A 25,407-nucleotide genomic window follows, 5' to 3' on the forward strand; every position below is an offset into this window, starting at 1 on the left:
CCGATGAGAACCGTCGGAGTCGACCTCGCCGCGGGAGCGCCCGGCACCGCGCTCGCCGAGATCACCTGGACGCGGGATCGTGCCGTGCTCGAGCGCCTCGACATCGGGATGACGGATGCCGACATCGTGGCATCCGTCCGCTCCGGCGAGGCGTGGCTCGGCGTGGACTGCCCGCTCGGCTGGCCCGACGCGTTCGTCGACTTCATCGGCGCGCACCATGCCGCCACCGATCCGCTGCTCGGGCCGGTCGAGGGCCACGCCGACTGGCGTCGGCCGCTCGTCTACCGCCACACCGACCACGTCGTGCGCGAGCGCATCGGGCGCTGGCCCCTGAGCGTCTCGACCGACCGGCTCGGCGTCACGGCCCTGCGCGGCGCGGGTCTCCTCCGCCGACTCGCCGCCGTGGGATTCCCCGTCGACCGCGCCGCCGAGGGGCGCCTCTTCGAGGTCTACCCCGGTGGCTCGTTGCGGCTGTGGGGCTTCGACACCGCCGGGTATCGGGTGGATGCCGCCCGCCGGGCGATCCTCCTCGATGCGCTGCGCGAGCGCGCACCCTGGTTCGACGTCGGCGGCTTCGCCCCGCTGGCCGTTCGGAAGGCCGACGCGTTCGATGCGGTCATCGCCGCGCTCGCGACGCGCGCCGGAGCCCTCGGGCAGTTCCCATCCCCGGCACCCGAGATGCTCGCCGTCGCGCGGCGGGAGGGGTGGGTCGTGCTGCCGGACGGACCGCTGGAGGGTTTGATCGACGGTCTCGTAAGCAAAGGCTAGACATTTAGCCTTTGCTTACGAGGGTGAAGTCCCCGGACGTCAGGCCCCGGACAGGCTCGCGATCAGCCCCTCGACCCGCGTCTTGATCTCGTCGCGGATGCGGCGCACGGCATCGAGGTCCTGACCGGCGGGGTCGTCGAGGTCCCAGTCCTCGTAGCGCTTGCCGGGGAAGATGGGGCACGCGTCGCCGCAGCCCATCGTGATGACGGCGTCGGAGGTCTTGACCGCGTCGACGGTGAGGATCTTCGGCTCGTTGGCCGAGATGTCGATGCCCTCTTCGGCCATCGCGGCGATCGCCATCGGGTTGATCGAGTCCTTCGGCGCGGATCCGGCCGAGAGCACATCGATGCGGTCGCCGGCGAGCTCTTGCAGATAGCCGGCGGCCATCTGCGAGCGTCCGGCGTTGTGGACGCAGACGAAGAGGACGGCGGGGCGGGTCATGATCTCGTCATCCTGCTCGGTCGAGGTGAACGGTTGGTGACATCGGGCGCGGCTCTCTGCGTTCGTCGAGACGGCTCTTGCCCACAGAGCAGGCACGCGCTAACGTGCAACCAAATGGTTGAACAACAGACGGACGCCGACATCGACCGGGTGTTCCACGCCCTCGCCGATGCCACGCGGCGCGACATCGTGCGGCGCACGCTCGTCGCCGAGCAGTCGGTGACGCAGCTCGCCGCGGCGTACGCGATGTCGTTCGCGGCGGTGTCGAAGCACATCGCCGTGCTCGCCGAGGCGCGGCTCATCACCAAGCGCGCGGAGGGGAGGGTGCGACTCGTGCGTGCCGACCCCGCGATGATCGCCCGGGCCCAGCGGTTGCTCCGCTCGTACGAAGACCTGTGGCGCGGGCGCATCGACCGGCTCGACGCGCTGCTCGACGCGGACCCGGATGCCACGGCATCCCCCGCCGACTCGTCCGCCGTCGGGGCGCCTTGAGCGGGCGACGCAGCCCCGCACCGCGGGACGACCGCTTCCGCGGCATCCAGCCCCCCGCCCGACACCCCCACGCCCTGAACCGACGAAGGAGTACGTCCATGCCCGTCACGTCCGTCGAGAGCGACGCCGAAGCGCTCACCATGACCCTGGTCGCCGACTTCCCGGTCGGCCCCGAGCGGGTGTGGGCCGCGTTCACCGACCCGCGTCAGCTCGAGCGCTTCTGGGGTCCTCCGGGGTGGCCGGCGACGTTCACCTCGTTCGCGTTCGAGGCGGGTGGGCGCGCCCGGTACGAGATGCGCAGCGCCGGCGGCGAGGTGGCCCGCGGCAGCTGGCGGTTCGTCGACATCGAGGCGCCGCGCGGGTTCGAGGTCGTGGACTCCTTCGTCGACGAAGGGGGAGAGGCCGTCCCCGGGATGCCGTCGATGCGCATGACCTTCGCCTTCGAGGCGACCGAGGCCGGCGCCCGCCTCACGAACGTCACGTACTTCGACTCGCTCGACGCCCTCGAGCAGCTCATCGCCATGGGCGCCGTCGAGGGCTCGACCCTCGCGATGAACCAGCTCGACGCGGTGCTGCAGGGGCTGCGGGAGTTCGCGCAGGGCAAGGGGACGCAGCTCGAGATCCTCGACGACCAGCACGTGCGCATCACCCGGCTCATCGAGGGACCGCGCGAACTCGTTTGGCGCGCGCACCTCGACCCCGACCTCATGCGGCGCTGGATGCTCGGCCCCGACGGCTGGCGCATGTCGGTCAGCGAGGTCGACCGCGTCGAGGGCGGCCGCTACCGCATCGCGTGGGAGCCCGAGCGGGGCACCGAGGGGGAGGCGTTCGGCTTCGACGGCGAGATCCTGCTGCTCGACGAGCCGCGCCGCATGGTGCAGACCGAGCACATGACCGGCACCGACCTGCCGACCACGACCAACGACCTCTCGCTCTACGAGGAGGACGGCGCGACGCTGGTGACGCTGCTGATCGAGTATCCGGATGCCGCCACTCGCGACGCCGTGCTCGCCACGGGCATGGTCGACGGCATGGAGGAGAGCTTCCGACGGATGGAGCACGTCGTCCTCGGCTGACGGACGGGGCGGCTCGTGCAGGACTCCTGCAGAGCGGGCGCGGATGAGCGGAAGAAGCCCGCGGTGCCGCCGGTTCTGCAGGAGTCGTGTCGGCCGTGCGCCCGCGGGCGGATGGTGGGGCGGCCAGGCGGGTCGCGCTACCCGGGGCGGATGCCGTGCGGCGCACACCTCCTGCAGATCGGCGCCCCGGCAGGCGCGAGTGGCGGAGGACGGCGTGCTTGCAGGAGTTGTGCGGGTCGCAGCGGGCCACGGGCGGCGATGGGGCCGGATGCGGCGTGGCGGCGGCGGTGGGGCCGAGACGCCCGAACCCGCGCTCTGGGCCGTGATCAGGAGGCCGGAGCCGCGCGGCGCACCGCCTCGCGGATGCGCTGCTCCACCTCGGCCGTGACCTCGACCACCGCGAACGACACCGGCCACATGGGTCCGTCGTCGAGCTGGGCGCTGTCGTCGAAGCTGACCGTGCCGTAGCGGGTCTTGAACTTCGACGCCGGCTGGTAGAACACCACGACCTTGCCGTCCTTGGCGTAGGCCGGGAAGCCGTAGTACGTCTTGGGCGTCAGGTGCGCAGCCTCCCCGAGCACGATGACGTGCAGGCGCTCGGCCACCGCGCGGTCGACGCCCTCGAGCTTCTCGATCGCCTCGAGGCAGGCCTCGTTCTCCTTCTGCAGCTTCGCCAGACCCTTGAGGCCCTTCATGGACTGGAGTTCCTCGGCCCGCTGCTTCATCGCCGCGCGTTCTTCTGCACTGAATCCGGTGGCCATGTCATCCGTCCTTCCGTGGGTCAGTCGGCAGGGTAGCGCAGGAGCCGGCGGCGGGGGAGGGTCCGCCTTGCACCGGGTGGGAGATCGGCGCTCGGTGAGGTGCGAGGGGCGGGATGCCGCTGAGGGTGCGCGGATCGCTGAGGGTGCGCGTGCGGCGATGGGTCGGCGCTCGGTGCGCGATCGGCGTCCGGTCAGTCGGGAAGCCCGGGATGCCTCTGAGGTTGGGCGGATCGCTGACGTTGTGCGGCGTGCGGCGACGGGCCGGTGGGCGGCGCTCGGTGCGCGACCGGCGTTCGGTCAGTCGGGAAGCCCGGGATGCCGCTGAGGGTGCGCGGATCGCTGAGGGTGCGCAGTGGCGGGGGGCCGCCGCGGGTCAGGCCTGCCGCAGCCCCTCTTCCAGCGCGACCCACGCGAGCATCGCGCACTTCACGCGCGCGGTGTACTTCGAGACGCCGGACAGCGCTGCGGCGTCGGCGAAGGTCTCCTCGTCGAGGGGCGTCTTGCCGCGCGAGCGCAGCGCCTCGCGGAACGACGCGATCAGGGTCTCGGCGTCGGCGCGCGGCATCCCCTCGTCTCCGCCGTCCTCCCGTAGCAGGGCGACGAGCATCGACGCCGAGGCCTGCGAGATCGAGCAGCCCGCCCCCTCCCAGGTGACGGATGCCACGCGGTCGCCCTCGACGTCGACGCGCAGCGTGATCTCGTCGCCGCAGACGGGGTTGCGCTGATGCACGGTCGCGCTGCGGGCGCCGGGTTCGGCGAGGCCGAAGCCGCGGCGGTTCTTGGCGTGGTCGAGGATGAGCTCCTGGTACAGCGACTCGAGACCGCTCATGCGTCGACTCCGAAGAAGCCGCGGACGCCCGCGACGGCGTCGAGGAAGGTGTCGACCTCGGCCTCGGTCGTGTGGATCGCGGCGCTCGCGCGCACCGAGGCGGTCATCCCGAAGCGGCGGTGCAGCGGCTGCGCGCAGTGGTGCCCGACGCGCACGGCGACGCCACGCGCATCGAGGAACTGGCCCACGTCGTGCGCGTGCACCCCCTCGACCTCGAAGGCCTGCAGGGCGACGCGCTCGGCGGCATCCGTGTCTCCGAGCAGTCGGATGCCGGCGATCGAGCGCAGCCCCTCGCGCATGCGCTTCTCGAGCTCCGCCTCGTGCGCGCGCGCGGCGTCGAGGTCGTGCTCGCCGAGCCATCGCACCGCCGCGGCGAGGGCCACGGCCTGCGACACGGGCTGCGTGCCCGCCTCGAAGCGCTGCGGCGGCGGGAGGTATTCGGCCGCGTCGAGGGTGACGGTGGTGATCATCGAACCGCCCGTGGTGAACGGCGGCAGGGACTCGAGCACCTCGTCGCGACCCCACAGGGCGCCGATGCCGTACGGTCCGTGGATCTTGTGCCCCGAGAACACGGCGAGGTCGACCCCGGATACCGGCAGGTCGAGCGCGAGGTGCGGTGCCGACTGGCAGGCGTCGAGCACCGTCAGTGCGCCGACGCCGCGCGCGAGCGTCACGAGCTTCGCGACCGGATTCACGATGCCGAGCACGTTGGACACGTGCGGGAACGCGACGACCTTCGTGCGCGCACTGATCAGGTCGGCGGCGGCGCGCATGTCGAGCGTGCCGTCGTCGAGGACCGGGATGTGGCGCAGGCGCGCGCCCGTGCGGGCGGCGAGTTCTTGCCAGGGGATGAGGTTGGCGTGGTGCTCGGCCTCGGTGACGACGATCTCGTCGCCCTCGCGCAGGCGCCCGGCGTAGCCGAGGGAGCCGGCGACGAGGTTGAGACCCGCGGTCGCTCCGCTCGTCCAGACCAGCTGCTCGGGCTCGGCGCCGACGAACTCGGCGACCGTCACGCGGGCGTCTTCGAACAGCTCCGTCGCCTCGGCGGCGAGCGTGTGCGCTCCGCGGTGCACGGCGGAGTTCGCGCGCTCGAGGAAGTCGCGCTCGGCGTCGAGCACCGCGCGCGGCTTCTGGCTCGTCGCTGCGGAGTCGAGGTAGACGAGCGGGTGGCCGTCGACCTCGGTCTCGAGGATCGGGAAGTCGGCGCGAACGGCGTCGACGTCGAAGGGGAGGGTCACGCTTCCAGGCTACGCGGCGCGGGGTGAGTGGGAGCCGGGTGGGATGGAGCCCGCGGACGAGCGGACGACGTCGGCGGCGCCCCCCATAATCGACAGATGACTGCGACGCTCCCCTCTCTCGACGGCCGCCGATTCCGCATGGTGTCCTCCACCACTTCGGTCGTCGATCCCGATGCCCCCAGCGTCTTCGAGTACTTCGAACGGGACGGAGCGATCTGGGGCGGCTACGAGGGCGACACCGTGACCTTCGGCAAGTTCGTCGGAACCCGCACGGCTGACAAGATCTGGGTCTCGTTCGTGCACGTGCTCGTGGCCGACGGCACCGTGGTCACCGGAGACGGCGAGAGCGACCTCGAACTCACCGAGGGCGGCGGCATCCGGCTCGTCGAGCACTACGAGATGCACGGCGCCCCGCAGCTGAGCGTCTGCGAGGAGATCCCGGTCTGAGTCAGCGCGGCGGCAGGGTGTCGCGGCCCGGGGTGGCGGGGGTCCAGCGCGTCATCCCGAGCAGGGTGTTGGTCGCCGTGCGGTCGGGCAGATCGCCCGGCAGAAGGTACGGGCGGCGGATGACCTCGTCCAGCACCACGACGCTCACGACGGTGCGCACCTCGGGCAGTTGGGCGATGACGCCGGTCGAGAACTCGTGCACGCCGCTGACGTCGACGGCGCGGATCAGCAGCATCGCGTCGTGCTCTCCCGTCGTGATCGCGCACCACTCGACGTCGGGCATCTCCACGACCCGATCGCGGAACGACGCCCAGGCCTGTGGCATGACCGTGACGAACACCAGGGCGCCGATCGACAGCCCCGCCCGGGCGTGGTCGACCTGGGCGCTGAAGCCCGTGATGACCCCGTCCTGAACCAGCGCCTCGACCCTCGTGTAGGCGTTGGCGCGCGAGATTCCGACCTTCTCGGCGAGAGCGGCTATCGAAATGCGACCGTTATCTCGGAGGACGGCGAGGATTTTGTACGCCGTATCGTCCAAAGGCGTGCCACTTCGTCCAGAATCCCTCGAGGGTTCCGCATCATTGCTGGACATTCTGCTCCAAGGTGGTCATTCTCTGGACGGACCGACGCCTCTGTGTAACATCGCTGGACACATCGTCGCATAAGGTGCGAATCTAAACCCGGTCGTCCACTTGTCCGACGACTTTCCCGAATGTACTCCTCGGCTCCGGAGGCCCCCATGTCGTCACGTCGCACCACGTCGGTTCTCGCGATCGGAGCGGTCGCGCTGTTCGCGCTCGCCGGGTGCACCGGGGGCAACTCGGCGAACACCAACGGCGGCGGCGGCCAAGGCAACCAGTCGCTGGTCATCGACACCGCATTCTCGATCGAGACCGCCGACCCGGGCCACACGTACGACCCGACCGGCAACATGATCGCCAAGGCGATCTACGAGACCCTCGTCGACTTCGACGGGTCCGATGTCTCCACGCCCGTCCCGGGACTCGCCTCCTGGACGCAGAACGATGCCGCGACGGAGTTCACCTTCACGCTCGAGGGCGACCGCGTCTTCTCCGACGGCTCGCCGATCGAGGCGAAGGACGTCGTGTTCAGTCTGCAGCGCATCCAGGGCATGGCCGACGCCAAGCCGAACTTCCTGCTCGGCGGCCTCACCATCGCCGAGGTCGACGACAAGACGATCACGTTCACGTCGCAGACGCCGCTGCTGCAGCTCCCCGCGATCCTCGCCAACCCCGCGCTCGGCATCGTCAATTCCGACGTCGTGAAGGAGAACGGCGGCAGCACCGACGGCTCCGACTCGGCGCAGAAGTACCTCGACGGTGCCTCGGCAGGCTCGGGCCCGTTCGTGCTCGACACCCTCGACCTCTCGTCGCAGGTCGTGCTGACGCGCAACGACGCCTACAACGGTGACGAGAAGTCGGACTTCTCCCGTGTCGTCGTGCGCAACGTGACCGAGAGCGCCACGCAGCTGGCGAACCTCAAGGGTGGCGACTCCATGGTCGCCATGGACCTCAACGGCGACCAGGTCTCGGGCCTCGGCGACTCGCTGACGGTCGACTCGGTGCCCTCGGGTCAGACGATCTTCCTGCTGCTCAACCAGTCGCCCGCGGTCGCCGGCGACCTCGCGAACGTCAAGATGGCCGAGGCCATCCGCTACGCCCTCGACTACGACGCACTGCTGGAGCTGGCCGGCGCGGGCGCCGCGCAGGCCACCGGAGTGATTCCGCTGGGCTTCGAGGGGGCGCTGGACTCCGGCGTCACCCAGGACCTCGCCAAGAGTAAGGCGGCGCTGGCCGAGGCCGGCTACGCGGGACAGACGCTGCGTCTGCAGTTCCCGAACGACTACCCGGTCGGCGGCGTCGAGTTCACCCCTCTCGCCGAGCGGGTGCAGTCGCAGCTGAAGGATGCCGGCATCGCGGTGGAGCTCGCCCCCGCTCCCTTCGCGACCGAGCTCGACGCCTACGTCGGCGGCACCGAGGGCTTCGGCCTGTGGTTCTGGGGTCCGGACTACGCCGACTCCGCGAACTTCCTCCCCTTCGGCCCCGGCCTGAAGGTGGGCCTGCGCTCCGGCTGGACCGCGGAGGCGAACCCGACCATCGCGAAGATCGCCGCAGACGCCGCCTCGGCCACCGATGCGTCCGCGCGCACCGCTGCCTTCACCGACTTCGCCGAGGCCATGCAGGCCGAGGGGCCGTTCGTGCCGCTCATCATCCCCGGCCGCAACATCGCGACCGCGAACACCGTCACGGGTGCCGTGTACAACTCGGTCTGGGAGATGGACATCGCCGAGATCACGCCGGCCGGCTGAGCGGGACCCTCATGACGACACAGCCGGCGCAGCGGCGGGCGCGTCGCCGATCGCCCCTGATCGGCTACCTGCTGCGCCGCGCGGGGACCTCCCTCATCCTGCTGGTGGGCGTGACCGTGGTGACGTTCGCGCTCACCAACCTGGTCCCCGGCGACCCGGTCTCGGCCGCCCTCGGCGAGGGCGCCTCGCAGAACCCGGCGACCCGCGAGGCCTTCATCCGCGAGCAGGGGCTCGATCAGCCCGCGGTCGTGCAGTACGTCATCTACATGGGGAACCTGCTGCGCGGAGATCTCGGCACCTCGCTGGTGACCGGTCGCCCGGTCACCAGCGATCTCGCCACGGCGGTCCCCGCCACGATCGAGATCGCCATCGGCGCGATCGTCCTGAGCCTCGTCGTCAGCATCGTGCTCGGCACCCTCGCGGCCTACCGCCGCGGGCTCGTGTCCGATCAGGTGATCCGCGTCGTCACGCTCATCGGCCTCAGCGTGCCCACCTTCTGGCTGGCACTGGTCAGCTTCTACGTGTTCTTCCTCGAGCTGCGCATCGCGCCCGGCTCGGGCCGCATCTCGCCCGCCATCACCCCGCCCCCGCGGGTCACCGGGCTGTACACGGTCGACTACCTCCTCAACGGAGACGGTGTCGGCTTCTTCGATGCCCTCGCGCACCTCGCCCTTCCGGTCATGGTGCTCTCCCTCGTGACGATCGGTCTGCTCACCCGCTTCATCCGCACCTCGGTGCTGGAGGTGCTCGGCAGCGACTACGTCCGCGCCGCCCGCGCGAAGGGGCTCCCCGCGATGCGGATCATCCTCGACTACGTGCTGCGCGGGGCGTCGCTGCCCATCCTCACCGTCGTCGGCGTCGCGTTCGGCGCGCTGCTGTCGGGCACCGTCCTGGTCGAATCGGTCTTCGCCTGGCCGGGGCTGGGCACCTACGCCTACAACTCCGCCGCCAATCTCGATCTGCCCGGGATCATGGGCGTCGGTCTCGTCGTGGGCCTGATCTACCTGCTCATCAACTTCGTGGTCGACCTGCTCTACGGCGTGCTCGACCCGAGAGTGAGGATCGCATGAGCCACCTCGCCGCCGCGTCGAGGCGCGGACGACTCCGCTTCCGCTGGCCCCGCGCCTGGCGCACGCCTCTCGGGATCATCGGCTCGATCATCGCCGGCGCCTGGATCGTGGTGGCCTTCACCGCGCAGTGGTGGGTGCCGTTCGGTCCGAACGCGCAGGTGCTGCCGCGCCTGCAGGAGCCCGGCGTCGACACGCTGCTGGGCACCGACGGCAACGGACGCGACATCTTCTCGCGACTGATGACCGGCGCCACCGTCAGCCTCCCGCTGGCTCTCATGCTCGTGATCGCGGCGATGATCATCGGTACGGTCGTCGGCTCGGTCGCCGGCTACTTCGGCGGGTGGGTCGATGAGACCCTCATGCGCATCACCGACCTCTTCATGGCCTTCCCCACCGTCATCCTGGCCATGGTCGTCACCGCCTCGCTGGGGCCTTCGCTGTTCAACGCCGTGATCGCGGCGATCGTGGTGTCCTGGCCGCAGTACTCGCGCGTGACCCGCAGCATCGTGCTCGGACTCCGCGGACAGAACTACGTCATCGCGGGGCGCCTGCTCGGCCACTCGCCGCTGCGGACGCTCTTCGTCGACATCCTCCCGAACATCGCCGGCCCCGTGCTCGTGCTCGCGACCCTCGACATCGGCGCGGCGATCCTTCTGCTGTCGGGCCTGTCGTTCCTGGGCCTGGGCGCGCAGCCGCCGACGGCCGAGTGGGGGTCGATGATCTCGGGTGCGATGCAGAACTTCGACGCCTGGTGGCTGGGAGTGTTCCCGGGCCTGGCCATCCTCACGGTCGTGCTGGCCTTCAACTTCCTCGGCGATGCGATGCGCGACGTGCTCGACCCGACGGCGGAGATCACGCACGAGCGCCAGGCCGACCACCAGGCCTCGGCGACGGGGGTGGCCGCGTGAGCGCCCTCTCCATCCGCGACCTGACGATCGACATCGGCCGCCCGCTGGTGCGCGGCGTCTCCCTCGAGCTCGAAGCGGGTCGCATCCACGGCCTCGCCGGAGAGTCGGGGTCGGGCAAGACGCTCACCTCCCTCGCCGTGCTCGGGCTGCTGCCGCGGCAGGCGCGTACCGGGGGCTCGATCCTGCTCGCCGGCGATGAAATCCTCGGGCTCGGTCGGCGCGCGCTCAACCGCATTCGCGGGAAACGCATCGCGATGGTCTTCCAGGACCCGTCGTCGTCGCTGCACCCGCAGCTGACGGTCGGTCGCCAACTCACCGACCACCTGCGCGTGCACCTCGGGCTGAAGGGCAAGGCCGCTCGCGCGCGGGCCGAGGAGCTGCTGCAGACCGTGCAGGTGCCGCGCCCCGCGGAAGCCCTCGGACGCTACCCGCACCAGTTCTCCGGCGGTCAGCGCCAGCGCATCGCGATCGCGTGCGCCCTCGCGTGCGACCCGGAGGTGCTGCTGGCCGACGAGCCGACCACCGCCCTCGATGTGACCGTGCAGGCCGGCATCCTGCAACTGCTGCGCGATCTGGCGACCGAGCGCCGCCTCGCGGTCCTGCTCGTCACGCACGACCTCGGCGTGATGAGCGCGATCGCCGACGAGGTGGCCGTGATGAAGGACGGGCTCATCGTCGAGCGCGCCGACCGTGAGACCCTCTTCCGCGACCCCCGGCATGCCTACACGCGTGCACTGCTGGCGGCGCTGCCGGGGTCGAAGATCGAGATTCCGGATGCCGCGACGAAGGGCGAGATCGATGACTGACACCGCCGTCCTCGACGCGCAGAGCGTCACGGTGCGCTACCCGGGGACTCCGCCCGTGGTCGCCGTCGACCAGGTTTCGCTGCGGGTCGCCCCGGGCGAGACCGTGGCGCTGGTGGGGGAGTCGGGCAGCGGCAAGTCGAGCTTCGCGCGTGCCGTGGTCGGCATCGAGAAGACCGCCGGTGGCACCGTGCTGTTCCAGGGTGAGCCCGTCGCCCCGCTCGGGCTGCGCCGACGCGCGAGGGCGCTCACCCGCATCCAGATGGTGTTCCAAGACCCGTCGACCTCGCTGAACCCGCGCCGACGGGTCGGCGATCAGATCGCCGACGGCATCGCGACCGCTCGCGCGCGCGGGGCGGCCGGATCGAGCGTCGAGGAATGGCTCGAGCGCGTGGGGCTGCCGGCCGCCGTCGCCACTCGTTTTCCGCATCAGTTCTCGGGCGGTCAGAAGCAGCGCCTCGCGATCGCACGCGCCCTCGCCGCGCGTCCGTCGCTGCTCGTCGCCGACGAGCCGATCTCGGCCCTCGACGCGTCGACGCAGACGAGCGTGGCCGCGCTCATGCGCGACCTGGTCGCCGAGGCGGGCGCCGGGATGCTGTTCATCTCGCACGACCTCGCGGTCGTCCGGCGCATCGCCGATCGCACGCACGTCATGTTCGGCGGGCGCGTCCTGGAATCGGGGCCGACCTCCGACCTGTGGGCGCAGCCGCGGCATCCCTACACGCGCGCCCTGCTGTCGGCGATCCCCGAGCCGGACGGTGAGGGGCGCATCCCGGCGGCTCCCTCGGTCGCGGATCGCGCGGTCTGGGCCGAGGTACCGTCCGTCTTGAACTGAGCCTGCCGTAGGCGAACAGTGAGAACCGCCGCGGCGGCCGTTCGGAAACCGTGAGGGCGGCGGATCGGCGCCCGTTCGCGGCGTAGACCGGATGCCATGACCCTCACGGCCCTGCTCCCCACCCTCCGCGCCAGCATCCCGGCGCCCTTCGACGCGGCGGCCTGGCCCGCCGGCTCGGTCCCCACGCTCGACGATGTGACCGTGCGGGCGATGTCGGTCGCCCGATACGCCGAGATCTGCGGCACGCCGTGCGTGTGCACGGGCCCCGCGGTGATCCCGGCGTCGGGCGGGGTGGCATCCACCGTGCTGTCGACGACCGTCGTGGTCGCGACGGTGGTGGATGCCACGCCCGCGACGCTCCGCCTGGACGCCTGCGTCGCGGGCCTCGAGGCGGTCTGGCGCGAGGCCCGGCTGCTCGGGCGGGTGTCGCACGCGTACGACGAGCCCTTCACCGTGCTCGATGCGCACGGGGACAACCCGTGCGGCACCGTCGTCCTACCCGGCGACATGCGTGTGGGCGACCGCATCGCCTTCCCCTGCCCCGGATGCCACACGGTCGGCGAGGTGCGCTGATGCTGCTGCACTCGATCGTCTTCGCCTGCGGCTGCGCACGCGTGCAGGCGGAGTTCGAGGCTGCGGAGGCCCCGGATGCGGTCGAGGTCGAGCCGCGCTCCTGAGGACCGGCCTCGCGGTGCGGACGCGACACAAGCGGTGGCGGGACGGGACGGCTTCCGCCGGAGTCACACCACCAGCCGGTACCCCATCCCCTGCTCCGTCAGCAGGTGGACCGGGTTCGAGGGGTCGGCTTCGAGCTTCTTGCGCAGCTGCGACATGTACAGCCGCAGATAGCCGCTGTCGGCGACCTGCTCGCTGGCCCAGATCTCCTTCAGCAGGGTCTGTCGCGTGACGAGGGAGCCGGGGTTGCGGGCCAGGAACTCCAGCATCCGCCACTCCGTCGGGGTGAGGTGCACGCGGGCTCCCGCCCGCAGCACCGCCTTCGCCGCGAGGTCGACCTCGACGTCGCCGAAGCGCACCATCGACTCCCCGGTCGAGTGCGCCGTGCGCCGCGCGTGCACGCGCAGTCGTGCGAGGAGCTCGTCGATCTGGAACGGCTTGGTCACGTAGTCGTCGGCGCCGGCGTCGAGCGCCTCGACCTTGTCGGCCGAGCCCGTGCGGCCCGACACGACGATGATCGGGGCCGTCGTCCACCCGCGCAGCGCCTGGATCACCTGCACGCCGTCGAGGTGCGGCATCCCGAGGTCGAGCAGCACGATGTCGGGATGCGCCTGCGCGGCGAGCGTGATGGCCGCGGCGCCGTCGGCCGCGGCGACGACGTCGTAGCCGTGCGCGGCGAGGGTGATGCGCAGGGCGCGGACGAGCTGGGGATCGTCGTCGGCGATCAGTACCTTCACGCTGCGTCCTCTCGGGATCCGGATGCCGCGGCCTGGGCGCCGAGACCCGCTGCGGCACGGCTCGTGTACGGGTCGTCGACCGGCCGGTCCGGGGCCACCGGCAGCGCCACGACCATCGTCAGGCCCCCGCCGGGGGTGTCCTCGGGGGTCAAGGTTCCGCCCATGCCCTCGGCGAAGCCGCGCGACAGCGCGAGTCCGAGGCCGAGGCCCGCGGTGTTGTCGGTGTCGCCGAGGCGCTGGAACGGCGAGAACATGTCTTCGCGGCGGTCGGCGGCGATGCCGGGACCGTGATCGATCACGCGGATCTCGGCCGTGCCACCCAAGCGGCTCGTCGCGATACGCACGCGCCGGCCCGCGGGCGTGTAGCGGTCGGCGTTGGCGAGCACGTTCACGAGCACGCGCTGCAGCAGCACGGGGTCGGCCCGCAGCGGCGGCAGATCGGCGTCGAGGGCCAGCTCGACGGCATCCGGGCCCAGATCGAGCTCGTCGAGGGCCGCGAGCACGACGCCGGCGGCATCCACCTCGGTGAGCGACACGGCGAGCACCCCGGCCTGCACGCGACTGACGTCGAGCAGGTCGGTGACCAGCGCCGACAGCGTCGCGAGGCTCTCGTCGGCGGTCTCGAGCAGTTCGCGGCGATCGTCGTCGGAGAGGTTGTCGCCGGCCGCCCGCAGGCCCCCGAGGGAGGCGACGGCGGCGGCGAGCGGGCGACGTAGATCGTGGCTCACGGCCGACAGCAGGGCGCTGCGCACCTGGTCGGTCTCGGCCAGTGCCCCCGCCTCGGCCGCGGTCTCGGCCAGGTCGGTGCGTTCGAGGGCGGCGGCGAGCTGCGCGATGACGACGTCGAGCAGGCGCCGTTCTCCGGCATCCAGGTCGCGCCCGTGCAGTTCGAGGCGCGCGCGGTCGTCGCCCACGGGCACGATGGTCGAGCGTCCGTCGCGAACGGGCTCGCCGTCGGTGGCCAGGGTTGATCCGTCGGATGCCACGAGTCGCACGCCGGCGAGTCCGAACGCCTCGCGGGCACGGCTGACCAGCGCGGGAACGGCGCTCTCGCCGCGCAGCACGCTGCCGGCGACGGTCGCCAGCAGCTCGGCCTCCGCCGCGGCGCGGCGGGCCGCGCGGGCGCGTCGGGCGGCCTGGTCGACGACGATGCTCACGAGCATCGCGATGATCACGTACAGCCCCAGCGCGATCGCGTGCACGGGGTCGGAGATCGTGACCGTGTACAGCGGCTGGATGAAGAGGAAGTCCAGCGTCACCCCCGACAGCACCGCCGCGAAGACCGCCGGCCAGATGCCGCCGATGAGCGCGACGATCACCACGAGCAGCTGGTAGGCCAGCACGTCGGTCGTGATGGAGTCGTCGGACCCCGTCGACAGCAGCAGCAGCGAGATGAGCGGTCCGCCCGCGAGGGCGGCCACGAAGCCCAGGATGCGACGCTTCGCGCTGAGCGCGGGGCCGGTCAGGCGGGGGAGGGCGAAGCGCCCGCCCGCGCGCGCGTGGTTGACGATGTGCACGTCGATGTCGCCCGAAAGGCGGATGACGGTCGCGCCGATGCCGGGACCGGTGAGGGCGGTGGCCAGGCGTCCGCGGCGGCTCACACCGATGACGAGCTGCGAGGCGTTCACCGATCGCGCGAAGTCGACGAGCGCAGTGGCGGGGTCGTCGCCCACCACCTGGTGGTAGCTGCCGCCGAGGGTCTCGACGAGCGCGCGCTGCTCGGCGAGGGCACCGGGGGCGCTGGCGCGCAGGCCGTCCTGCGTCGACACGTGCACGGCGAGAAGCTCGCCGCCCGCCGATCGGGCGGCGATGCGCGCGCCGCGGCGCAGCAGGGTCTCGCCCTCGGGGCCGCCGGTGAGGGCCACGACCACGCGCTCGCGCGCCTGCCACGACCCCTCGATGCCGTGCTCGGAGCGGTAGCGCTGGAGCGCCGAGTCCACCTCGTCGGCGAGCCACAGCAGCGCGAGCTCCCGCAGCGCCGTCAGGTTGCCGAGGCGGAAGTAGTTCGACAGGGCCGCGTCGATGCGCTCGGCCGGATACACCGAGCCGGCCGCGAGGCGGTCGCGCAAGGACTGCGGTGCGAGGTCGACGACCTCGATCTGGTCGGCGGCGCGCACCACGGCATCCGGGACCGTCTCGCGCTGGGTCACGCCGGTGATCTTCTCGACGACGGCGTTGAGGGAGTCGATGTGCTGCACGTTCACGGTCGTGATGACGTCGATGCCCGCGTCGAGCAGCTTCTCGACGTCTCTCCAGCGTTTATCGTGACGTGAGCCGGGCGCGTTGGTGTGCGCGAGCTCGTCGACCAGCGCGATGTGCGGGTGCCGCTCGAGCACGGCATCCAGGTCCATCTCGTCGAGCGCGACGCCGCGATGCGCGACGCTGCGGCGCGGAACGACCTCGAGGCCCTCGGCCTGGGCGGCCGTCGCGAGACGACCGTGCGTCTCGACGATCGCGATGACGACGTCGCGCCCCTCGTCGCGCAGGCGGCGCCCCTCTTCGAGCATCTCGTACGTCTTGCCGACGCCCGGCGCCATACCGAGCAGCACGCGCAGCCGCCCGCGCTTCACGCGAGGCTCCCCGGTTTCGGCCGCGCCGGAAGCCCGTCGAGTGTCCAGAACACGCCGGTTCCGCGGCGGGCGCGCGGCGTGTCCTGGACACTCGGCAGGGGTGCTCCGGGCGCGCGGCGCCGCCGCCGCGCGGGAGGCGCGACGGCGGCGGGTGACAGACGCATGTCCCTGATTCTCGTCTCTCAGAGCGCGTCGAGCGCGCGATTGAGCGCGACGACGTTCACGCGGGGGTCGCCGAGGTACCCCAGGTCGCGCGGGATCGTGTGCGCATCGACGAGGGATTCGACCTCGGATGCCGAGAGGCCACGGGCCTCGGCGACGCGGGCGACCTGTCGTTCGGCATTGGCGACCGAGATGTCGGGGTCGAGCCCGGATGCCGAGGCGGTCAGGGCATCGGCGGGGATCCCACCCGATCCGTCGAGCTCGACCGCGGCGGCCGTGCGCTCCTCGATCGAGGAGATCAGGTCGTCGTTCTCGGGGCCGAGGTTCGACCCGCTCGATGCCGCGGAGTCGTAGCCGTCGCCCGCGGCCGAGGGACGGGACTGGAAGTACTGCGGGAGGGCATTGCCGTCGGCATCCGTGAAGGACTGCCCGATCAGCTGCGAACCCGCGACCTGCCCGTCGGCCGTTCTGATGAGCGACCCGTTCGCCGCGAACGGCAGGGCGATTTGGCCGACGGCGGTGATCAGCAGCATGTAGCCGACGCCGAGGAGCAGGGTGAAGACGAGCATCGCGCGGACGGCGACGCCGGCGGTACGCAGGGTGGTGCGCATGACGGGGCCTTTCAGAAGCCGGGGAGCAGGCTCACGACGAGGTCGATGAGCTTGATGCCGATGAAGGGGACGAGGACGCCGCCGAGCCCGTACACGAGCAGATTGCGGCTGAGGATGCTCGACGCGCTCGCCGCGCGGTACTTCACACCGCGCAGGGCCAGCGGGATGAGCACGATGATGACGATCGCGTTGAAGATGATCGCGCTGAGCACCGCGGATGCCGGCGACGACAGCTGCATGATGTTGAGCACCGCGAGCCCGGGGAACACCCCCATGAACATCGCCGGGATGATCGCGAAGTACTTCGCGATGTCGTTGGCGAGCGAGAACGTGGTGAGCGCACCGCGCGTGATGAGCAGCTGCTTGCCGATCCGGACGATGTCGATGAGCTTGGTCGGGTCGGAGTCGAGGTCGACCATGTTGCCGGCCTCTTTCGCGGCCGAGGTGCCCGTGTTCATCGCGACACCCACGTCGGCCTGCGCCAGGGCGGGCGCGTCGTTCGTGCCGTCGCCGGTCATCGCGACGAGGTTGCCGCCCTCCTGCTCGCGCTGGATGAGGGCGAGCTTGTCTTCGGGGGTGGCCTCGGCGAGGTAGTCGTCGACGCCCGCCTCGGCGGCGATCGCCTTGGCCGTGAGGGGGTTGTCACCCGTGATCATCACGGTGCGGATGCCCATCGCGCGCAGCTCGCCGAAGCGCTCGCGCAGGCCGTCCTTGACGACGTCCTTGAGGTGGATGACGCCGAGCACGCGGCCGACGCCGGTTCCGGTCCCTTCGACAGGCTCAGGGACCTCGGTCGCGTGCTCCGCGACCTCGGTTTCAGAGGCGGCTGAGCCCGTCGAAGCCACCGGGCCCCGCGCCGGCGTCCACGTCGCGACGACCAGCGGCGTGCCGCCCGACTGCGAGATAGCATCCGTCGCGTTCTGCAGCTGCGCGCGCAGCGCCTCGGGAACGGGGGAGCCGGATGCCGCCAGCCAGGCCACCACGGCCGAGGCGGCGCCCTTGCGCACCTGCGTGCCGTCGGCGAGGTCGAGGCCGCTCATGCGGGTCTGGGCCGTGAAGGGAACGGGCTCCGCGCCGCGGGGCATCTCGGCGACGATCCCCTGGGCCGCGGCGAGCTCGACCACCGAGACGCCCTCGGGCGTGGGGTCGGCCTGCGACGACAGCGAGGCGAACTCGGCGAGCATCGGCCCGCCGACGCCGTCGAGAGGGACGAAGGCCGACGCGCGACGGTTCCCGTAGGTGATCGTGCCGGTCTTATCGAGCAGCAGGGTGGTGACGTCGCCCGCGGCCTCGACCGCGCGTCCCGACATCGCCAGGACGTTTCGCTGCACCAGGCGGTCCATGCCCGCGATGCCGATGGCGCTGAGCAGCGCCCCGATGGTCGTCGGAATCAGGCAGACGAGCAGGGCCACGAGCACGGGGATCGACACGGGGGATGCCGCGTACGAGGCGATCGGGTTCAGCACGAGCACGACGACGACGAACACGATCGACAGGCTCGCCAGCAGGATGTTGAGCGCGATCTCGTTGGGCGTGCGCTGGCGCGACGCGCCCTCGACGAGCGCGATCATGCGGTCGACGAACGTCTCACCGGGCTTCGACGTGATTGTCACGACGATGCGGTCGCTGAGCACGCGGGTACCGCCGGTGACGGCGCTGCGGTCGCCGCCCGACTCGCGCACCACCGGTGCCGATTCGCCCGTGATGGCCGATTCGTCGACGGTCGCGATGCCGTGCACGATGTCGCCGTCGCCGGGGATCAGCTCCCCGGTCTCCACCAGCACGATGTCGCCGACGCGCAGGTCGCCCGAGGGGACGTCCTCGGTGGCGGCGTTCACCGCCCCCGGGTCCGTGGGGGAGTACGCGACGACCCGCCGCGCCGAGGTCGTCGTGCGGGTCTTGCGCAGTGTCGCCGCCTGCGCCTTGCCGCGGCCCTCGGCGACCGACTCGGCGATGTTCGCGAAGAACACCGTGAGCCACAGCCAGATCGCGATGCCCCAGGTGAAGCCGAAGGGCAGGGAGCCGTCGGCACCCCCGAGGAACGGCTCGGCGACCGCGATGAGGGTGGTCAGCGCGGCGCCGACCCAGACGAGGAACATCACGGGGTTGCGCCACTGCGCGGCCGGGTTCAGTTTCTTCGCCGCGCCGGGGAGGGCGGCGACGATCTGCGCGGTGCTGAAGGCGCGGCGCGGGGCATCGGAGGCGGGGGCCGACGCTTCGGGCGCCGGGGTGTGGGTGAGGGTGGACATCAGCGGGTCAGTCCTTCAGCGAGGGGTCCGAGGGTGAGGACGGGGAAATAGGTGAGGGCGGTGACGATCACGGCGACACCGGCCAGCAGGCCCGCGAACTGCGGGCGGTGCGTGGGCAGGGTTCCGACCGTCGCCGGCACGGCATCCTGGGCCGCGAGGGCGCCGGCGAGGGCCAGCACGAACACGATCGGCAGGAACCGGCCGAGCAGCATCGCCACACCGAGCGCGGTGTTGAACCACGGGGTGTTGGCGGTGAGGCCCGCGAAGGCCGAGCCGTTGTTGTTCGCCGCCGACGTGAACGCGTAGAGCACCTCGCTGAGGCCGTGCACGCCCGGGTTCCAGATCGACGTGGTCTCGACGTCGGAGCGGATGGCCGGAACCCCGAAGCTCAGGGCGGTCCCGGCGAGCACGAGGGTGGGGGTGACGAGGATGTAGAGGCTCGCGAGCTTGATCTCGCGCGGCCCGATCTTCTTCCCGAGGTACTCGGGCGTGCGGCCGATCAGCAGGCCGCCGACGAACACCGCGATCACGGCGAGGATCAGCATGCCGTACAGGCCCGAGCCGACACCGCCGGGGGCGACCTCACCGAGCATCATGTTGATCATCGGCATCATGCCGCCCAGCGCCGTGTAGCTGTCGTGCATCGAGTTCACCGCACCGGTCGAGGTGAGGGTGCTCGTCGAGCCGAACAGCGTCGAGCCGAAGATGCCGAACCGCACCTCCTTGCCCTCCATCGCGCCGCCGGCGAGGCCCGGGGCGGTGCCCGCCCCCACCGTCTCGGCCCACGTGAGCAGAGCCGTGGATGCCACGAAGATCGCGGCCATCACCCCGAGGATCGTGTAGCCCTGGCGGTCATCGCCCACGATGCGGCCGAAGGCGCGGGGCAGCGAGAACGGGATGACCAGCATCAGGAAGATCTCGAAGAGGTTCGTCCACGGCGTCGGGTTCTCGAACGGATGGGCGGAGTTGACGTTGAAGAAGCCGCCGCCGTTGGTCCCGAGCAGCTTGATGGCCTCCTGGGATGCCACCGGCCCACCCGGGATCGACTGCGCCGCCCCGGCCAGGGTCGTGGCCTCCGTGAAGCCGTTGAGGTTCTGGATGACACCGCCGGCGAGCAGCACGAGCGCGGCCACGATCGAGAAGGGCAGCAGCAGTCGGTAGGTGCCGCGCACCAGGTCGACCCAGAAGTTTCCGATCACGCCGCTGCGGCGGTACGCGAAGCCGCGCACCAGGGCGATCGCGATCGCGATGCCCACGGCGGCCGAGACGAAGTTCTGCACGGTGAGGGCGGCGAACTGCACGGTGTACCCGAGCGTGGTCTCGCCGGAGTACGACTGCCAGTTCGTGTTGGTCACGAACGAGACCGCGGTGTTGAACGAGAGGGCCTCGCTCGGCGCCTCGAGACCCAGGGCGAACGGCAGCAGCGGCTGCAGGCGCATGAGGGCGTAGACGAAGACGACGCTCACGAACGAGAACAGCAGCACCGACCGCAGGTAGGCCTGCCACGTCTGCGCGCTGCGGGCGTCGACGCCGATCAGACGGTAGGTGCCGCGCTCGACGGCGAGGTCGCGCTCGCCGGTGTAGATGCGGGCGATGTGATCGCCGAGCGGGCGGTAGGCCAGGCCCAGCGCGACGACCAGGGTGAGGCCGGTCAGGACGATCGACCAGATGCTTCCGCTGTCCATGGTCAGAACTTCTCCGGTCGGACGAGGGCGACCACGAGGTAGACGACGGCGGCGACCGCGAGCACCGCGGCGAGGATCGAGAAGAAGGTCATGACCGGTCGCCTCCGCGTCCTGCGGGGCGGGCGGACGAGGAACGAGCCTCGGGGCCCAACTTCTCGACCCCCTTGGCGACGAGCGCGACCAGCGCGAACAGCGCGGCGGTCACGGCGAGGAAGACGACATCGAGCACGACGACTCCAGGTTCGGGACGGAACCGCGGGCGAGCCGCGGGCGCCGCGGGGCGGCACGTCTGTCGATACAACTCCGCCGGGCCGCGGCATCCTCGGGCCCTAACGCTTTCCCTACGGGTCGCTCACGGACCCATACGGAGTGCTTACGGGGCGGCTGTGCGCACAGCTCCTGCGGAAAGGGGGCCGCCCGACTCTGAACCGCTCGATGAGGTCGGATGCGCAGGAGCTGTGCAGCGGGCCGGTCGAGCCGCCTCCGCGGAGCGCACCGCCGGCGAGCCCGCGGGTTCCGCGGCCGGCAGTGCACGACTCCTGCGCCGTGTCCCGCCGGGGGCATCGAGACCACCGCAGCAGCGGATTCTGCAGGAGATATGCGCCGACCGCGCATGATGGAGGCATGGCCGAGAACGACGTGCGCGTGAGCGCGGGGCTGGTGATCCCCGCGTCCGAGCTCTCGTGGCGCTTCTCGCGCTCGTCGGGCCCGGGCGGTCAGGGGGTGAACACCGCCGATTCGCGCGCGGAGCTGATGTGGGATGCCGCGGCATCCGCCGCTCTCTCGACCGTGCAGCGCGAGCGCGTGCTCGAGCGGCTCGGCGACCGGCTGGTCGACGGGGTGCTGACGATCGCGGCGTCCGAGCATCGGGCGCAGCTGCGCAACCGCGACGCGGCCCGCGCCCGGCTCGCCGCCCTCGTGGCCGAGGCGGTGCGGCCCCCGGCTCCGCCGCGCCGGGCGACGAAGCCGACCCGCGGGTCGAAGGAGCGCCGCTTGCAGGCCAAGCAGCGTCGCACCGACGTCAAGCGGATGCGGCAGCGCCCGACGGACTGACGGGCGCGCGCCCGCGTCGGCCCCGCCATCCCCGCCGAGTGTCCAGAGCACCCGGACGCTCCGGGGGCCCGTCCGGGTGTGGGGGACGCTCGATCCTGGTCGGGCGCGTCAGGCGCCGCCCTCGGCGCGGCGGCGACGCACCTGCTCCTCGAGGTCGGCGAGGTGCATCTCGCGCTCGAGGTCGGCGATCTGCTGCTCCGTGGTGCGTGCGTCGCGCGGGGCCGGGGCGGGCGACGGGTCGGGCTGCTTCTGCCACCTCCGCGGGTCGCCGAACGTCAGGGGAGCCGTGCGCTGCTCGTACTCGCGCCCGATCGTGAACCACAGGATCGACCCGATCAGCGGCAGCAGCACGATGAAGAACACCCAGACGAACTTCGGCATGTGCTTGACCTGGTCGTCGCGGCGCGTGATGGCATCGATCAGCGCGATCACCATCACGACGAGGGTCAGCAGGGCGAGGATCGGCATGGCCTCCACCCTGGCGGAGCGCTCCGCGCGGCGTCCACCTTCTGGCCGCGTTGCGAAACGCCGAACGCCCCCGCCGCGTGGCGAGGGCGTCCGGATCGGCTCAGGATGCCGGATCCGACGGCGTCTTCTTCACGCGCTGCGCCGGGACCTCGGCGATCGGACGGCCGCTGCGCGATTGGCCGGGCAGGGGGCGCGACCGGCGTCCGTAGATGAGCTCCGACGAGTCGAGCAGCCACGGCACGAGCGTGATCGAGACGCCGTGCACGAGCATGAGCTGCTGGGCCAGGCGGCGCGAGCGGCGGTTGTGGAGGATCGATTCCCACCAGTGCCCCACGATGAACTGCGGGAGGTACACGGTGACGACGGCGGAGCCGTTGTTCGCGCGGTACTTCTTGATGAACGTCGACACGGGCGAGCTGTAGGTGCGGTACGGCGAGTCGATGATGACGAGGGGCAGGGGCATGTTGTGCTCCGCCCACTCCTTCTGCAGCTTCGCCGCGTCTTCGTCGGTGATGGCGACGTGCACGGCGAGGGTCTTGTCGTGATTGGCGGCGAGGGCGTAGTCGATCGCCTTCATCACGGGCTTCTGCAGGCGGTTGACGAGGACGATGGCGACGTCGCCCGACGAGCCGAAGTGCACGTCGTCGTCCATGCGGATCTCGTGCTCGACGTCGCGGTAGTACCGGTTCACGCCGATCATGAGCACCGCCAGGATCGGGATGGCGATGAACACCAGCCACGCGCCGTGCGTGAACTTCGTGATGGTCACGATGAGCAGCACCAGCACGGTCATGGCCGCGCCGACGGAGTTGATCCACAGACCCGAGATGGCCGAGCGGCGTTCGATCGCCGCCGACTGCTGTTTCGCCGCCTCGGGGGGCAGGTCCTTCAACCCGCGCAGCGTGCGGCGCCAGTGCTTGACCATGCCGATCTGGCCGAGGGAGAACGACACGAAGACGCCGATGATGTAGAGCTGGATCAGCGTGGTGAGGTTGGCCTGGTAGACGATCAGCACGCCGATGGCGACGATGCCGAGGATGATCATGCCGTTCGAGTACACGAGCCGGTCGCCGCGGGTGTTGAGCGCCTTCGGGGCGTAGCCGTCGCGCGCGAGGACCGACCCGAGCAGCGGGAAGCCGTTGAACGCGGTGTTGGCCGCGAGCAGCAGCACGCACGCGGTCGCGGCTTGGATGATGAAGAACGGGATGCTGCCCATGCCGAAGGTCGCCGCGGCGACCTGGGCCATGAGGCTCGGCTGCGGGTTGTTCGCGCAGTCGAACCCGATGAGGTGGCAGGGGTTCTCGGCGTAGTGCACGCCCGAGATCAGCGCGAGCGCGGTGAGGCCCACGAACAGGATGATCGCGATGCCGCCCATCATCGTCAGCGTCGTCTGCGCGTTGCGGATCTTCGGCATCCGGAACGCGGGCACGCCGTTCGACACGGCCTCGACGCCCGTGAGAGCGGAGCAGCCGCTCGAGAACGCGCGCAAGACGAGCAGGATCAGCGCCGCCTGCGTCAGCGACTCCGCCTGCACCTCGTACTGCGCGCTGGAGGCGACGGGGGCGAACCCGAGGAGGGTGCGGCCCAGGCCGACGACGATCATCACGCCGACCGACCCGATGAACAGGTAGGTGGGGATCGCGAAGACGCTCGAGGCCTCGCGCACGCCGCGGAGGTTCACGATGACGATGAGGATGACGAACCCGACGGCGATCTCGACGCGGAACGGGTTGAGTTCCGGCAGCGCCGAGATGATGTTGTCGACACCGGATGCCACCGACACGGCCACCGTGAGCACGTAGTCCACGAGCAGGGCCGCCGCGACGACGACCCCCGGCACTTCGCCCAGGTTCTTGCTGGCGACTTCGTAGTCGCCGCCGCCCGAGGGGTAGGCCTTGATGAGCTGACGGTAGCTGAGCACCACCACGACCAGCAGCACCACGACGGCCACCGCGACCCACGGACTGAGGGTCAGCAGAGCCGTTCCGCCGATGAGCAGGATCATCAGCAGTTCCTGCGGGGCATAGGCGACGGAGGAGAGGGCGTCGGAGGCGAAGATGGGCAGCGCCATCTTCTTGGGGAGGAGCTGCTCGTCGAGTTTCTCGGACGTGAGAGGCTCGCCGATCAGAATGCGTTTCGCGATCGGCGTCTCTTCGCCGTCAACGCGACTTTCGTCAGTCACGGCGCGCGACATTACGCGCACTCAGGGCTCTGCGCAATCTGACGCGCACGTCGTTCAGCCACTGGTCGCTCAGTCGTGATGAACGACCGCGTCGGATGCCGTATTCCCGGCATTCTGCAATGCGGTCAGCGCGCGCCGATCTCGGCGATGAACAGCGCCACCGCGTCGGCACCGCCGTGGTCGTCGGCCGAGATCGTGACGACGGCGTCGCCGGCGAAGACGACGAGCTGGCCGTAGGCCCCGTGGAGGCGCCACGCGTCGCCCGGACCCTCCCACCCGGCGAGTGCGTACCGACGGTACCCGTCGCCATCGCTGCCGGTGTCGACCCACTCCGAGTGCATGGCATCCGCCGTCTCCGCCCCGATGAGACGCCGACCGCCCCAGACTCCTCGATCGCGGATCAGCAGACCCAGACGAGCCATCTCCTCGGTGCGCAGCGCGATGCCCTCGCCGCCGAGCACGCGCCCGTTCGGGCAGCGACGCCAGCGCGCGTCGTCGAGACCGAGAGGGACGAACAGGCGCGGGCGCAGGTACTCCTCGATGTCTCCGGTGCGCTGGGAGAGCGCGTGCATCGCGGTGTAGGTGCTGGCGTTGGAGTACTGGAAGACCCGTCCGCGCGAGGGGCGGGAGAGGAATTCGGCGGCGAGGTCGGGCCAGTCGCTCATCATCGTCGCGGAGTACGGGAAGTCGATTCCGCTCGTCATGGTCAGCAGGTGGCGCAGCGTGACGTCGGTCGCGGTGGGGAGCAGCTCGGAGACCGGTTCGTCGAGCGAGATCAGCCCCTCGTCGGCCGCGATCCCCGCCGCGAGCACGGCCACCGCTTTCGCGACGGAATGGATCTCCTCCCGCACGTCGGGGGTCCACCGGTGCGTCGCGGTGTCATCGCCCACCCGCACGTGCACCCCGTGGGCGCGGAAGCCGGTGTCGTCGATGCGGGCGACGAGCTCGTCGCGGAGGCGGGTGGCGCGGCACATGTGCACAAGGCTACGGAGGCCCGGCCGACCTCCCCCTAAGCTCG

General features: G+C 71.0%; 26 protein-coding genes. 11 read left to right on the forward strand and 15 right to left on the reverse strand.

Translation table 11 applies throughout. The features are described from left to right. The first annotated feature begins 3 nt into the window (after window positions 1-3). Entirely contained in the window at window positions 4-768 is a 765-nt protein-coding gene (locus ACFZA2_RS07535) for a DUF429 domain-containing protein (RefSeq protein WP_391402729.1), read from the forward strand. Window positions 769-807: 39 nt separating this feature from the next. Here ACFZA2_RS07535 and ACFZA2_RS07540 read toward each other — a convergent pair whose 3' ends face one another. Beyond that, window positions 808-1,209, reverse strand: a complete 402-nt coding sequence (locus ACFZA2_RS07540) for an arsenate reductase ArsC (protein ID WP_391402732.1) — start codon at window positions 1,207-1,209, stop codon at window positions 808-810. 114 nt (window positions 1,210-1,323) lie between these two features. Here ACFZA2_RS07540 and ACFZA2_RS07545 point away from each other — a divergent pair, with 114 nt between their 5' ends. Further along, window positions 1,324-1,701, forward strand: coding sequence for an ArsR/SmtB family transcription factor (locus tag ACFZA2_RS07545; protein WP_391402735.1), 378 nt, complete (start codon window positions 1,324-1,326; stop codon window positions 1,699-1,701). A gap of 98 nt (window positions 1,702-1,799) precedes the next feature. Next, a complete protein-coding gene (locus ACFZA2_RS07550; RefSeq protein WP_391402738.1) occupies window positions 1,800-2,777 on the forward strand; it encodes an SRPBCC domain-containing protein in 978 nt (325 codons plus the stop codon). Between the two features lie 326 nt (window positions 2,778-3,103). Here ACFZA2_RS07550 and ACFZA2_RS07555 read toward each other — a convergent pair whose 3' ends face one another. The 3 genes from ACFZA2_RS07555 to ACFZA2_RS07565 form a co-directional block, all read right to left on the reverse strand. Continuing rightward, complete coding sequence (locus ACFZA2_RS07555; RefSeq protein WP_391402741.1) at window positions 3,104-3,538, reverse strand: hypothetical protein; 435 nt, start codon at window positions 3,536-3,538, stop codon at window positions 3,104-3,106. A 373-nt stretch (window positions 3,539-3,911) separates the two neighbouring features. Next, window positions 3,912-4,367: a Fe-S cluster assembly sulfur transfer protein SufU gene (gene sufU / locus ACFZA2_RS07560; RefSeq protein ID WP_391402743.1), complete on the reverse strand. Its 456-nt coding sequence runs from the start codon at window positions 4,365-4,367 to the stop codon at window positions 3,912-3,914. After that, a complete protein-coding gene (locus tag ACFZA2_RS07565; RefSeq protein WP_391402746.1) occupies window positions 4,364-5,605 on the reverse strand; it encodes an aminotransferase class V-fold PLP-dependent enzyme in 1,242 nt (413 codons plus the stop codon). The genes sufU and ACFZA2_RS07565 overlap by 4 nt, the downstream gene beginning before the upstream one ends. Window positions 5,606-5,701: 96 nt before the next feature. Here ACFZA2_RS07565 and ACFZA2_RS07570 point away from each other — a divergent pair, with 96 nt between their 5' ends. After that, window positions 5,702-6,052: a hypothetical protein gene (locus ACFZA2_RS07570; RefSeq protein WP_391402749.1), complete on the forward strand. Its 351-nt coding sequence runs from the start codon at window positions 5,702-5,704 to the stop codon at window positions 6,050-6,052. 1 nt (window position 6,053) lies between these two features. Here the strand turns inward: ACFZA2_RS07570 and ACFZA2_RS07575 are convergent, their stop codons facing one another. Continuing rightward, entirely contained in the window at window positions 6,054-6,590 is a 537-nt protein-coding gene (locus tag ACFZA2_RS07575; RefSeq protein ID WP_315993977.1) for an Lrp/AsnC family transcriptional regulator, read from the reverse strand. 201 nt (window positions 6,591-6,791) lie between these two features. Here ACFZA2_RS07575 and ACFZA2_RS07580 point away from each other — a divergent pair, with 201 nt between their 5' ends. The 6 genes from ACFZA2_RS07580 (at window position 6,792) to ACFZA2_RS07605 (ending at window position 12,570) form a co-directional block, all read left to right on the forward strand. Beyond that, window positions 6,792-8,381, forward strand: coding sequence for an ABC transporter substrate-binding protein (locus tag ACFZA2_RS07580; protein ID WP_391402752.1), 1,590 nt, complete (start codon window positions 6,792-6,794; stop codon window positions 8,379-8,381). An 11-nt stretch (window positions 8,382-8,392) separates the two neighbouring features. Next, a complete protein-coding gene (locus tag ACFZA2_RS07585) occupies window positions 8,393-9,451 on the forward strand; it encodes an ABC transporter permease (protein ID WP_315993975.1) in 1,059 nt (352 codons plus the stop codon). Beyond that, window positions 9,448-10,359, forward strand: coding sequence for an ABC transporter permease (locus ACFZA2_RS07590; protein WP_315993974.1), 912 nt, complete (start codon window positions 9,448-9,450; stop codon window positions 10,357-10,359). The genes ACFZA2_RS07585 and ACFZA2_RS07590 overlap by 4 nt, the downstream gene beginning before the upstream one ends. After that, the gene (locus ACFZA2_RS07595) at window positions 10,356-11,165 is read left to right on the forward strand and encodes an ABC transporter ATP-binding protein (protein ID WP_315993973.1); all 810 of its coding nucleotides are present in this window, start codon (window positions 10,356-10,358) and stop codon (window positions 11,163-11,165) included. The genes ACFZA2_RS07590 and ACFZA2_RS07595 overlap by 4 nt, the downstream gene beginning before the upstream one ends. After that, a complete protein-coding gene (locus tag ACFZA2_RS07600; RefSeq protein WP_363387980.1) occupies window positions 11,158-11,997 on the forward strand; it encodes an ATP-binding cassette domain-containing protein in 840 nt (279 codons plus the stop codon). The genes ACFZA2_RS07595 and ACFZA2_RS07600 overlap by 8 nt, the downstream gene beginning before the upstream one ends. 96 nt (window positions 11,998-12,093) lie before the next feature. Further along, window positions 12,094-12,570, forward strand: a complete 477-nt coding sequence (locus ACFZA2_RS07605; protein ID WP_391402758.1) for a hypothetical protein — start codon at window positions 12,094-12,096, stop codon at window positions 12,568-12,570. Window positions 12,571-12,737: 167 nt separating this feature from the next. Here ACFZA2_RS07605 and ACFZA2_RS07610 read toward each other — a convergent pair whose 3' ends face one another. From ACFZA2_RS07610 to ACFZA2_RS07640, 7 genes are all read right to left on the reverse strand, one after another. Then, window positions 12,738-13,409 (reverse strand): response regulator, encoded by a 672-nt coding sequence (locus ACFZA2_RS07610; protein ID WP_391402761.1) that lies wholly within the window; start codon window positions 13,407-13,409, stop codon window positions 12,738-12,740. Continuing rightward, window positions 13,406-15,979, reverse strand: a complete 2,574-nt coding sequence (locus tag ACFZA2_RS07615) for a DUF4118 domain-containing protein (RefSeq protein ID WP_391402764.1) — start codon at window positions 15,977-15,979, stop codon at window positions 13,406-13,408. Before ACFZA2_RS07615 ends, ACFZA2_RS07610 begins: the two co-directional genes overlap by 4 nt. Before the next feature lie 182 nt (window positions 15,980-16,161). Then, window positions 16,162-16,752 carry a K(+)-transporting ATPase subunit C gene (gene kdpC, locus ACFZA2_RS07620; protein ID WP_391402767.1) on the reverse strand — a complete coding sequence of 197 codons (591 nt, stop codon included), beginning with the start codon at window positions 16,750-16,752 and terminating at the stop codon, window positions 16,162-16,164. An 11-nt stretch (window positions 16,753-16,763) separates the two neighbouring features. Continuing rightward, complete coding sequence (gene kdpB, locus ACFZA2_RS07625; RefSeq protein ID WP_391402770.1) at window positions 16,764-19,001, reverse strand: potassium-transporting ATPase subunit KdpB; 2,238 nt, start codon at window positions 18,999-19,001, stop codon at window positions 16,764-16,766. Next, window positions 19,001-20,686 carry a potassium-transporting ATPase subunit KdpA gene (gene kdpA, locus ACFZA2_RS07630; protein ID WP_391402773.1) on the reverse strand — a complete coding sequence of 562 codons (1,686 nt, stop codon included), beginning with the start codon at window positions 20,684-20,686 and terminating at the stop codon, window positions 19,001-19,003. The genes kdpB and kdpA overlap by 1 nt, the downstream gene beginning before the upstream one ends. 2 nt (window positions 20,687-20,688) lie before the next feature. Further along, complete coding sequence (gene kdpF, locus ACFZA2_RS07635; RefSeq protein ID WP_363387959.1) at window positions 20,689-20,778, reverse strand: K(+)-transporting ATPase subunit F; 90 nt, start codon at window positions 20,776-20,778, stop codon at window positions 20,689-20,691. Next, the gene (locus ACFZA2_RS07640) at window positions 20,775-20,915 is read right to left on the reverse strand and encodes a hypothetical protein (protein ID WP_315993964.1); all 141 of its coding nucleotides are present in this window, start codon (window positions 20,913-20,915) and stop codon (window positions 20,775-20,777) included. The genes kdpF and ACFZA2_RS07640 overlap by 4 nt, the downstream gene beginning before the upstream one ends. Before the next feature lie 395 nt (window positions 20,916-21,310). On the opposite strand from ACFZA2_RS07640, the gene arfB reads away from it, so the two are divergent. Beyond that, window positions 21,311-21,739 (forward strand): alternative ribosome rescue aminoacyl-tRNA hydrolase ArfB, encoded by a 429-nt coding sequence (gene arfB / locus ACFZA2_RS07645; protein ID WP_391402778.1) that lies wholly within the window; start codon window positions 21,311-21,313, stop codon window positions 21,737-21,739. 108 nt (window positions 21,740-21,847) lie between these two features. On the opposite strand, the gene ACFZA2_RS07650 is transcribed toward arfB, so the two are convergent. The 3 genes from ACFZA2_RS07650 to ACFZA2_RS07660 all read right to left on the reverse strand — a co-directional run bounded on the left by ACFZA2_RS07650 (window position 21,848) and on the right by ACFZA2_RS07660 (window position 25,363). Then, a complete protein-coding gene (locus ACFZA2_RS07650; RefSeq protein WP_391402781.1) occupies window positions 21,848-22,207 on the reverse strand; it encodes a PLD nuclease N-terminal domain-containing protein in 360 nt (119 codons plus the stop codon). A 100-nt stretch (window positions 22,208-22,307) separates the two neighbouring features. After that, window positions 22,308-24,401 carry an APC family permease gene (locus tag ACFZA2_RS07655; RefSeq protein WP_391402784.1) on the reverse strand — a complete coding sequence of 698 codons (2,094 nt, stop codon included), beginning with the start codon at window positions 24,399-24,401 and terminating at the stop codon, window positions 22,308-22,310. A gap of 113 nt (window positions 24,402-24,514) precedes the next feature. Next, the gene (locus ACFZA2_RS07660) at window positions 24,515-25,363 is read right to left on the reverse strand and encodes a serine hydrolase domain-containing protein (protein ID WP_391402786.1); all 849 of its coding nucleotides are present in this window, start codon (window positions 25,361-25,363) and stop codon (window positions 24,515-24,517) included. Window positions 25,364-25,407: the final 44 nt, after the last annotated feature.

The sequence above is a fragment of the Microbacterium sp. NPDC007973 genome (assembly GCF_042958465.1).
In the GTDB taxonomy this organism is placed as follows: Bacteria; Actinomycetota; Actinomycetes; order Actinomycetales; family Microbacteriaceae; genus Microbacterium; species Microbacterium galbum.

Coding starts and splice junctions, on each gene's coding strand:
- ACFZA2_RS07535 (WP_391402729.1), top strand. CDS start 4: ATGAGAACCGTCGGAGTCGACCTCGCCGCGGGAGCGCCCGGCACCGCG.
- ACFZA2_RS07540 (WP_391402732.1), bottom strand. CDS start 1,209: ATGACCCGCCCCGCCGTCCTCTTCGTCTGCGTCCACAACGCCGGACGC.
- ACFZA2_RS07545 (WP_391402735.1), top strand. CDS start 1,324: ATGGTTGAACAACAGACGGACGCCGACATCGACCGGGTGTTCCACGCC.
- ACFZA2_RS07550 (WP_391402738.1), top strand. CDS start 1,800: ATGCCCGTCACGTCCGTCGAGAGCGACGCCGAAGCGCTCACCATGACC.
- ACFZA2_RS07555 (WP_391402741.1), bottom strand. CDS start 3,538: ATGGCCACCGGATTCAGTGCAGAAGAACGCGCGGCGATGAAGCAGCGG.
- sufU (WP_391402743.1), bottom strand. CDS start 4,367: ATGAGCGGTCTCGAGTCGCTGTACCAGGAGCTCATCCTCGACCACGCC.
- ACFZA2_RS07570 (WP_391402749.1), top strand. CDS start 5,702: ATGACTGCGACGCTCCCCTCTCTCGACGGCCGCCGATTCCGCATGGTG.
- ACFZA2_RS07580 (WP_391402752.1), top strand. CDS start 6,792: ATGTCGTCACGTCGCACCACGTCGGTTCTCGCGATCGGAGCGGTCGCG.
- ACFZA2_RS07585 (WP_315993975.1), top strand. CDS start 8,393: ATGACGACACAGCCGGCGCAGCGGCGGGCGCGTCGCCGATCGCCCCTG.
- ACFZA2_RS07590 (WP_315993974.1), top strand. CDS start 9,448: ATGAGCCACCTCGCCGCCGCGTCGAGGCGCGGACGACTCCGCTTCCGC.
- ACFZA2_RS07600 (WP_363387980.1), top strand. CDS start 11,158: ATGACTGACACCGCCGTCCTCGACGCGCAGAGCGTCACGGTGCGCTAC.
- ACFZA2_RS07605 (WP_391402758.1), top strand. CDS start 12,094: ATGACCCTCACGGCCCTGCTCCCCACCCTCCGCGCCAGCATCCCGGCG.
- kdpC (WP_391402767.1), bottom strand. CDS start 16,752: ATGCGCACCACCCTGCGTACCGCCGGCGTCGCCGTCCGCGCGATGCTC.
- kdpB (WP_391402770.1), bottom strand. CDS start 19,001: ATGTCCACCCTCACCCACACCCCGGCGCCCGAAGCGTCGGCCCCCGCC.
- kdpA (WP_391402773.1), bottom strand. CDS start 20,686: ATGGACAGCGGAAGCATCTGGTCGATCGTCCTGACCGGCCTCACCCTG.
- kdpF (WP_363387959.1), bottom strand. CDS start 20,778: ATGACCTTCTTCTCGATCCTCGCCGCGGTGCTCGCGGTCGCCGCCGTC.
- arfB (WP_391402778.1), top strand. CDS start 21,311: ATGGCCGAGAACGACGTGCGCGTGAGCGCGGGGCTGGTGATCCCCGCG.
- ACFZA2_RS07650 (WP_391402781.1), bottom strand. CDS start 22,207: ATGCCGATCCTCGCCCTGCTGACCCTCGTCGTGATGGTGATCGCGCTG.
- ACFZA2_RS07655 (WP_391402784.1), bottom strand. CDS start 24,401: ATGTCGCGCGCCGTGACTGACGAAAGTCGCGTTGACGGCGAAGAGACG.
- ACFZA2_RS07660 (WP_391402786.1), bottom strand. CDS start 25,363: ATGTGCCGCGCCACCCGCCTCCGCGACGAGCTCGTCGCCCGCATCGAC.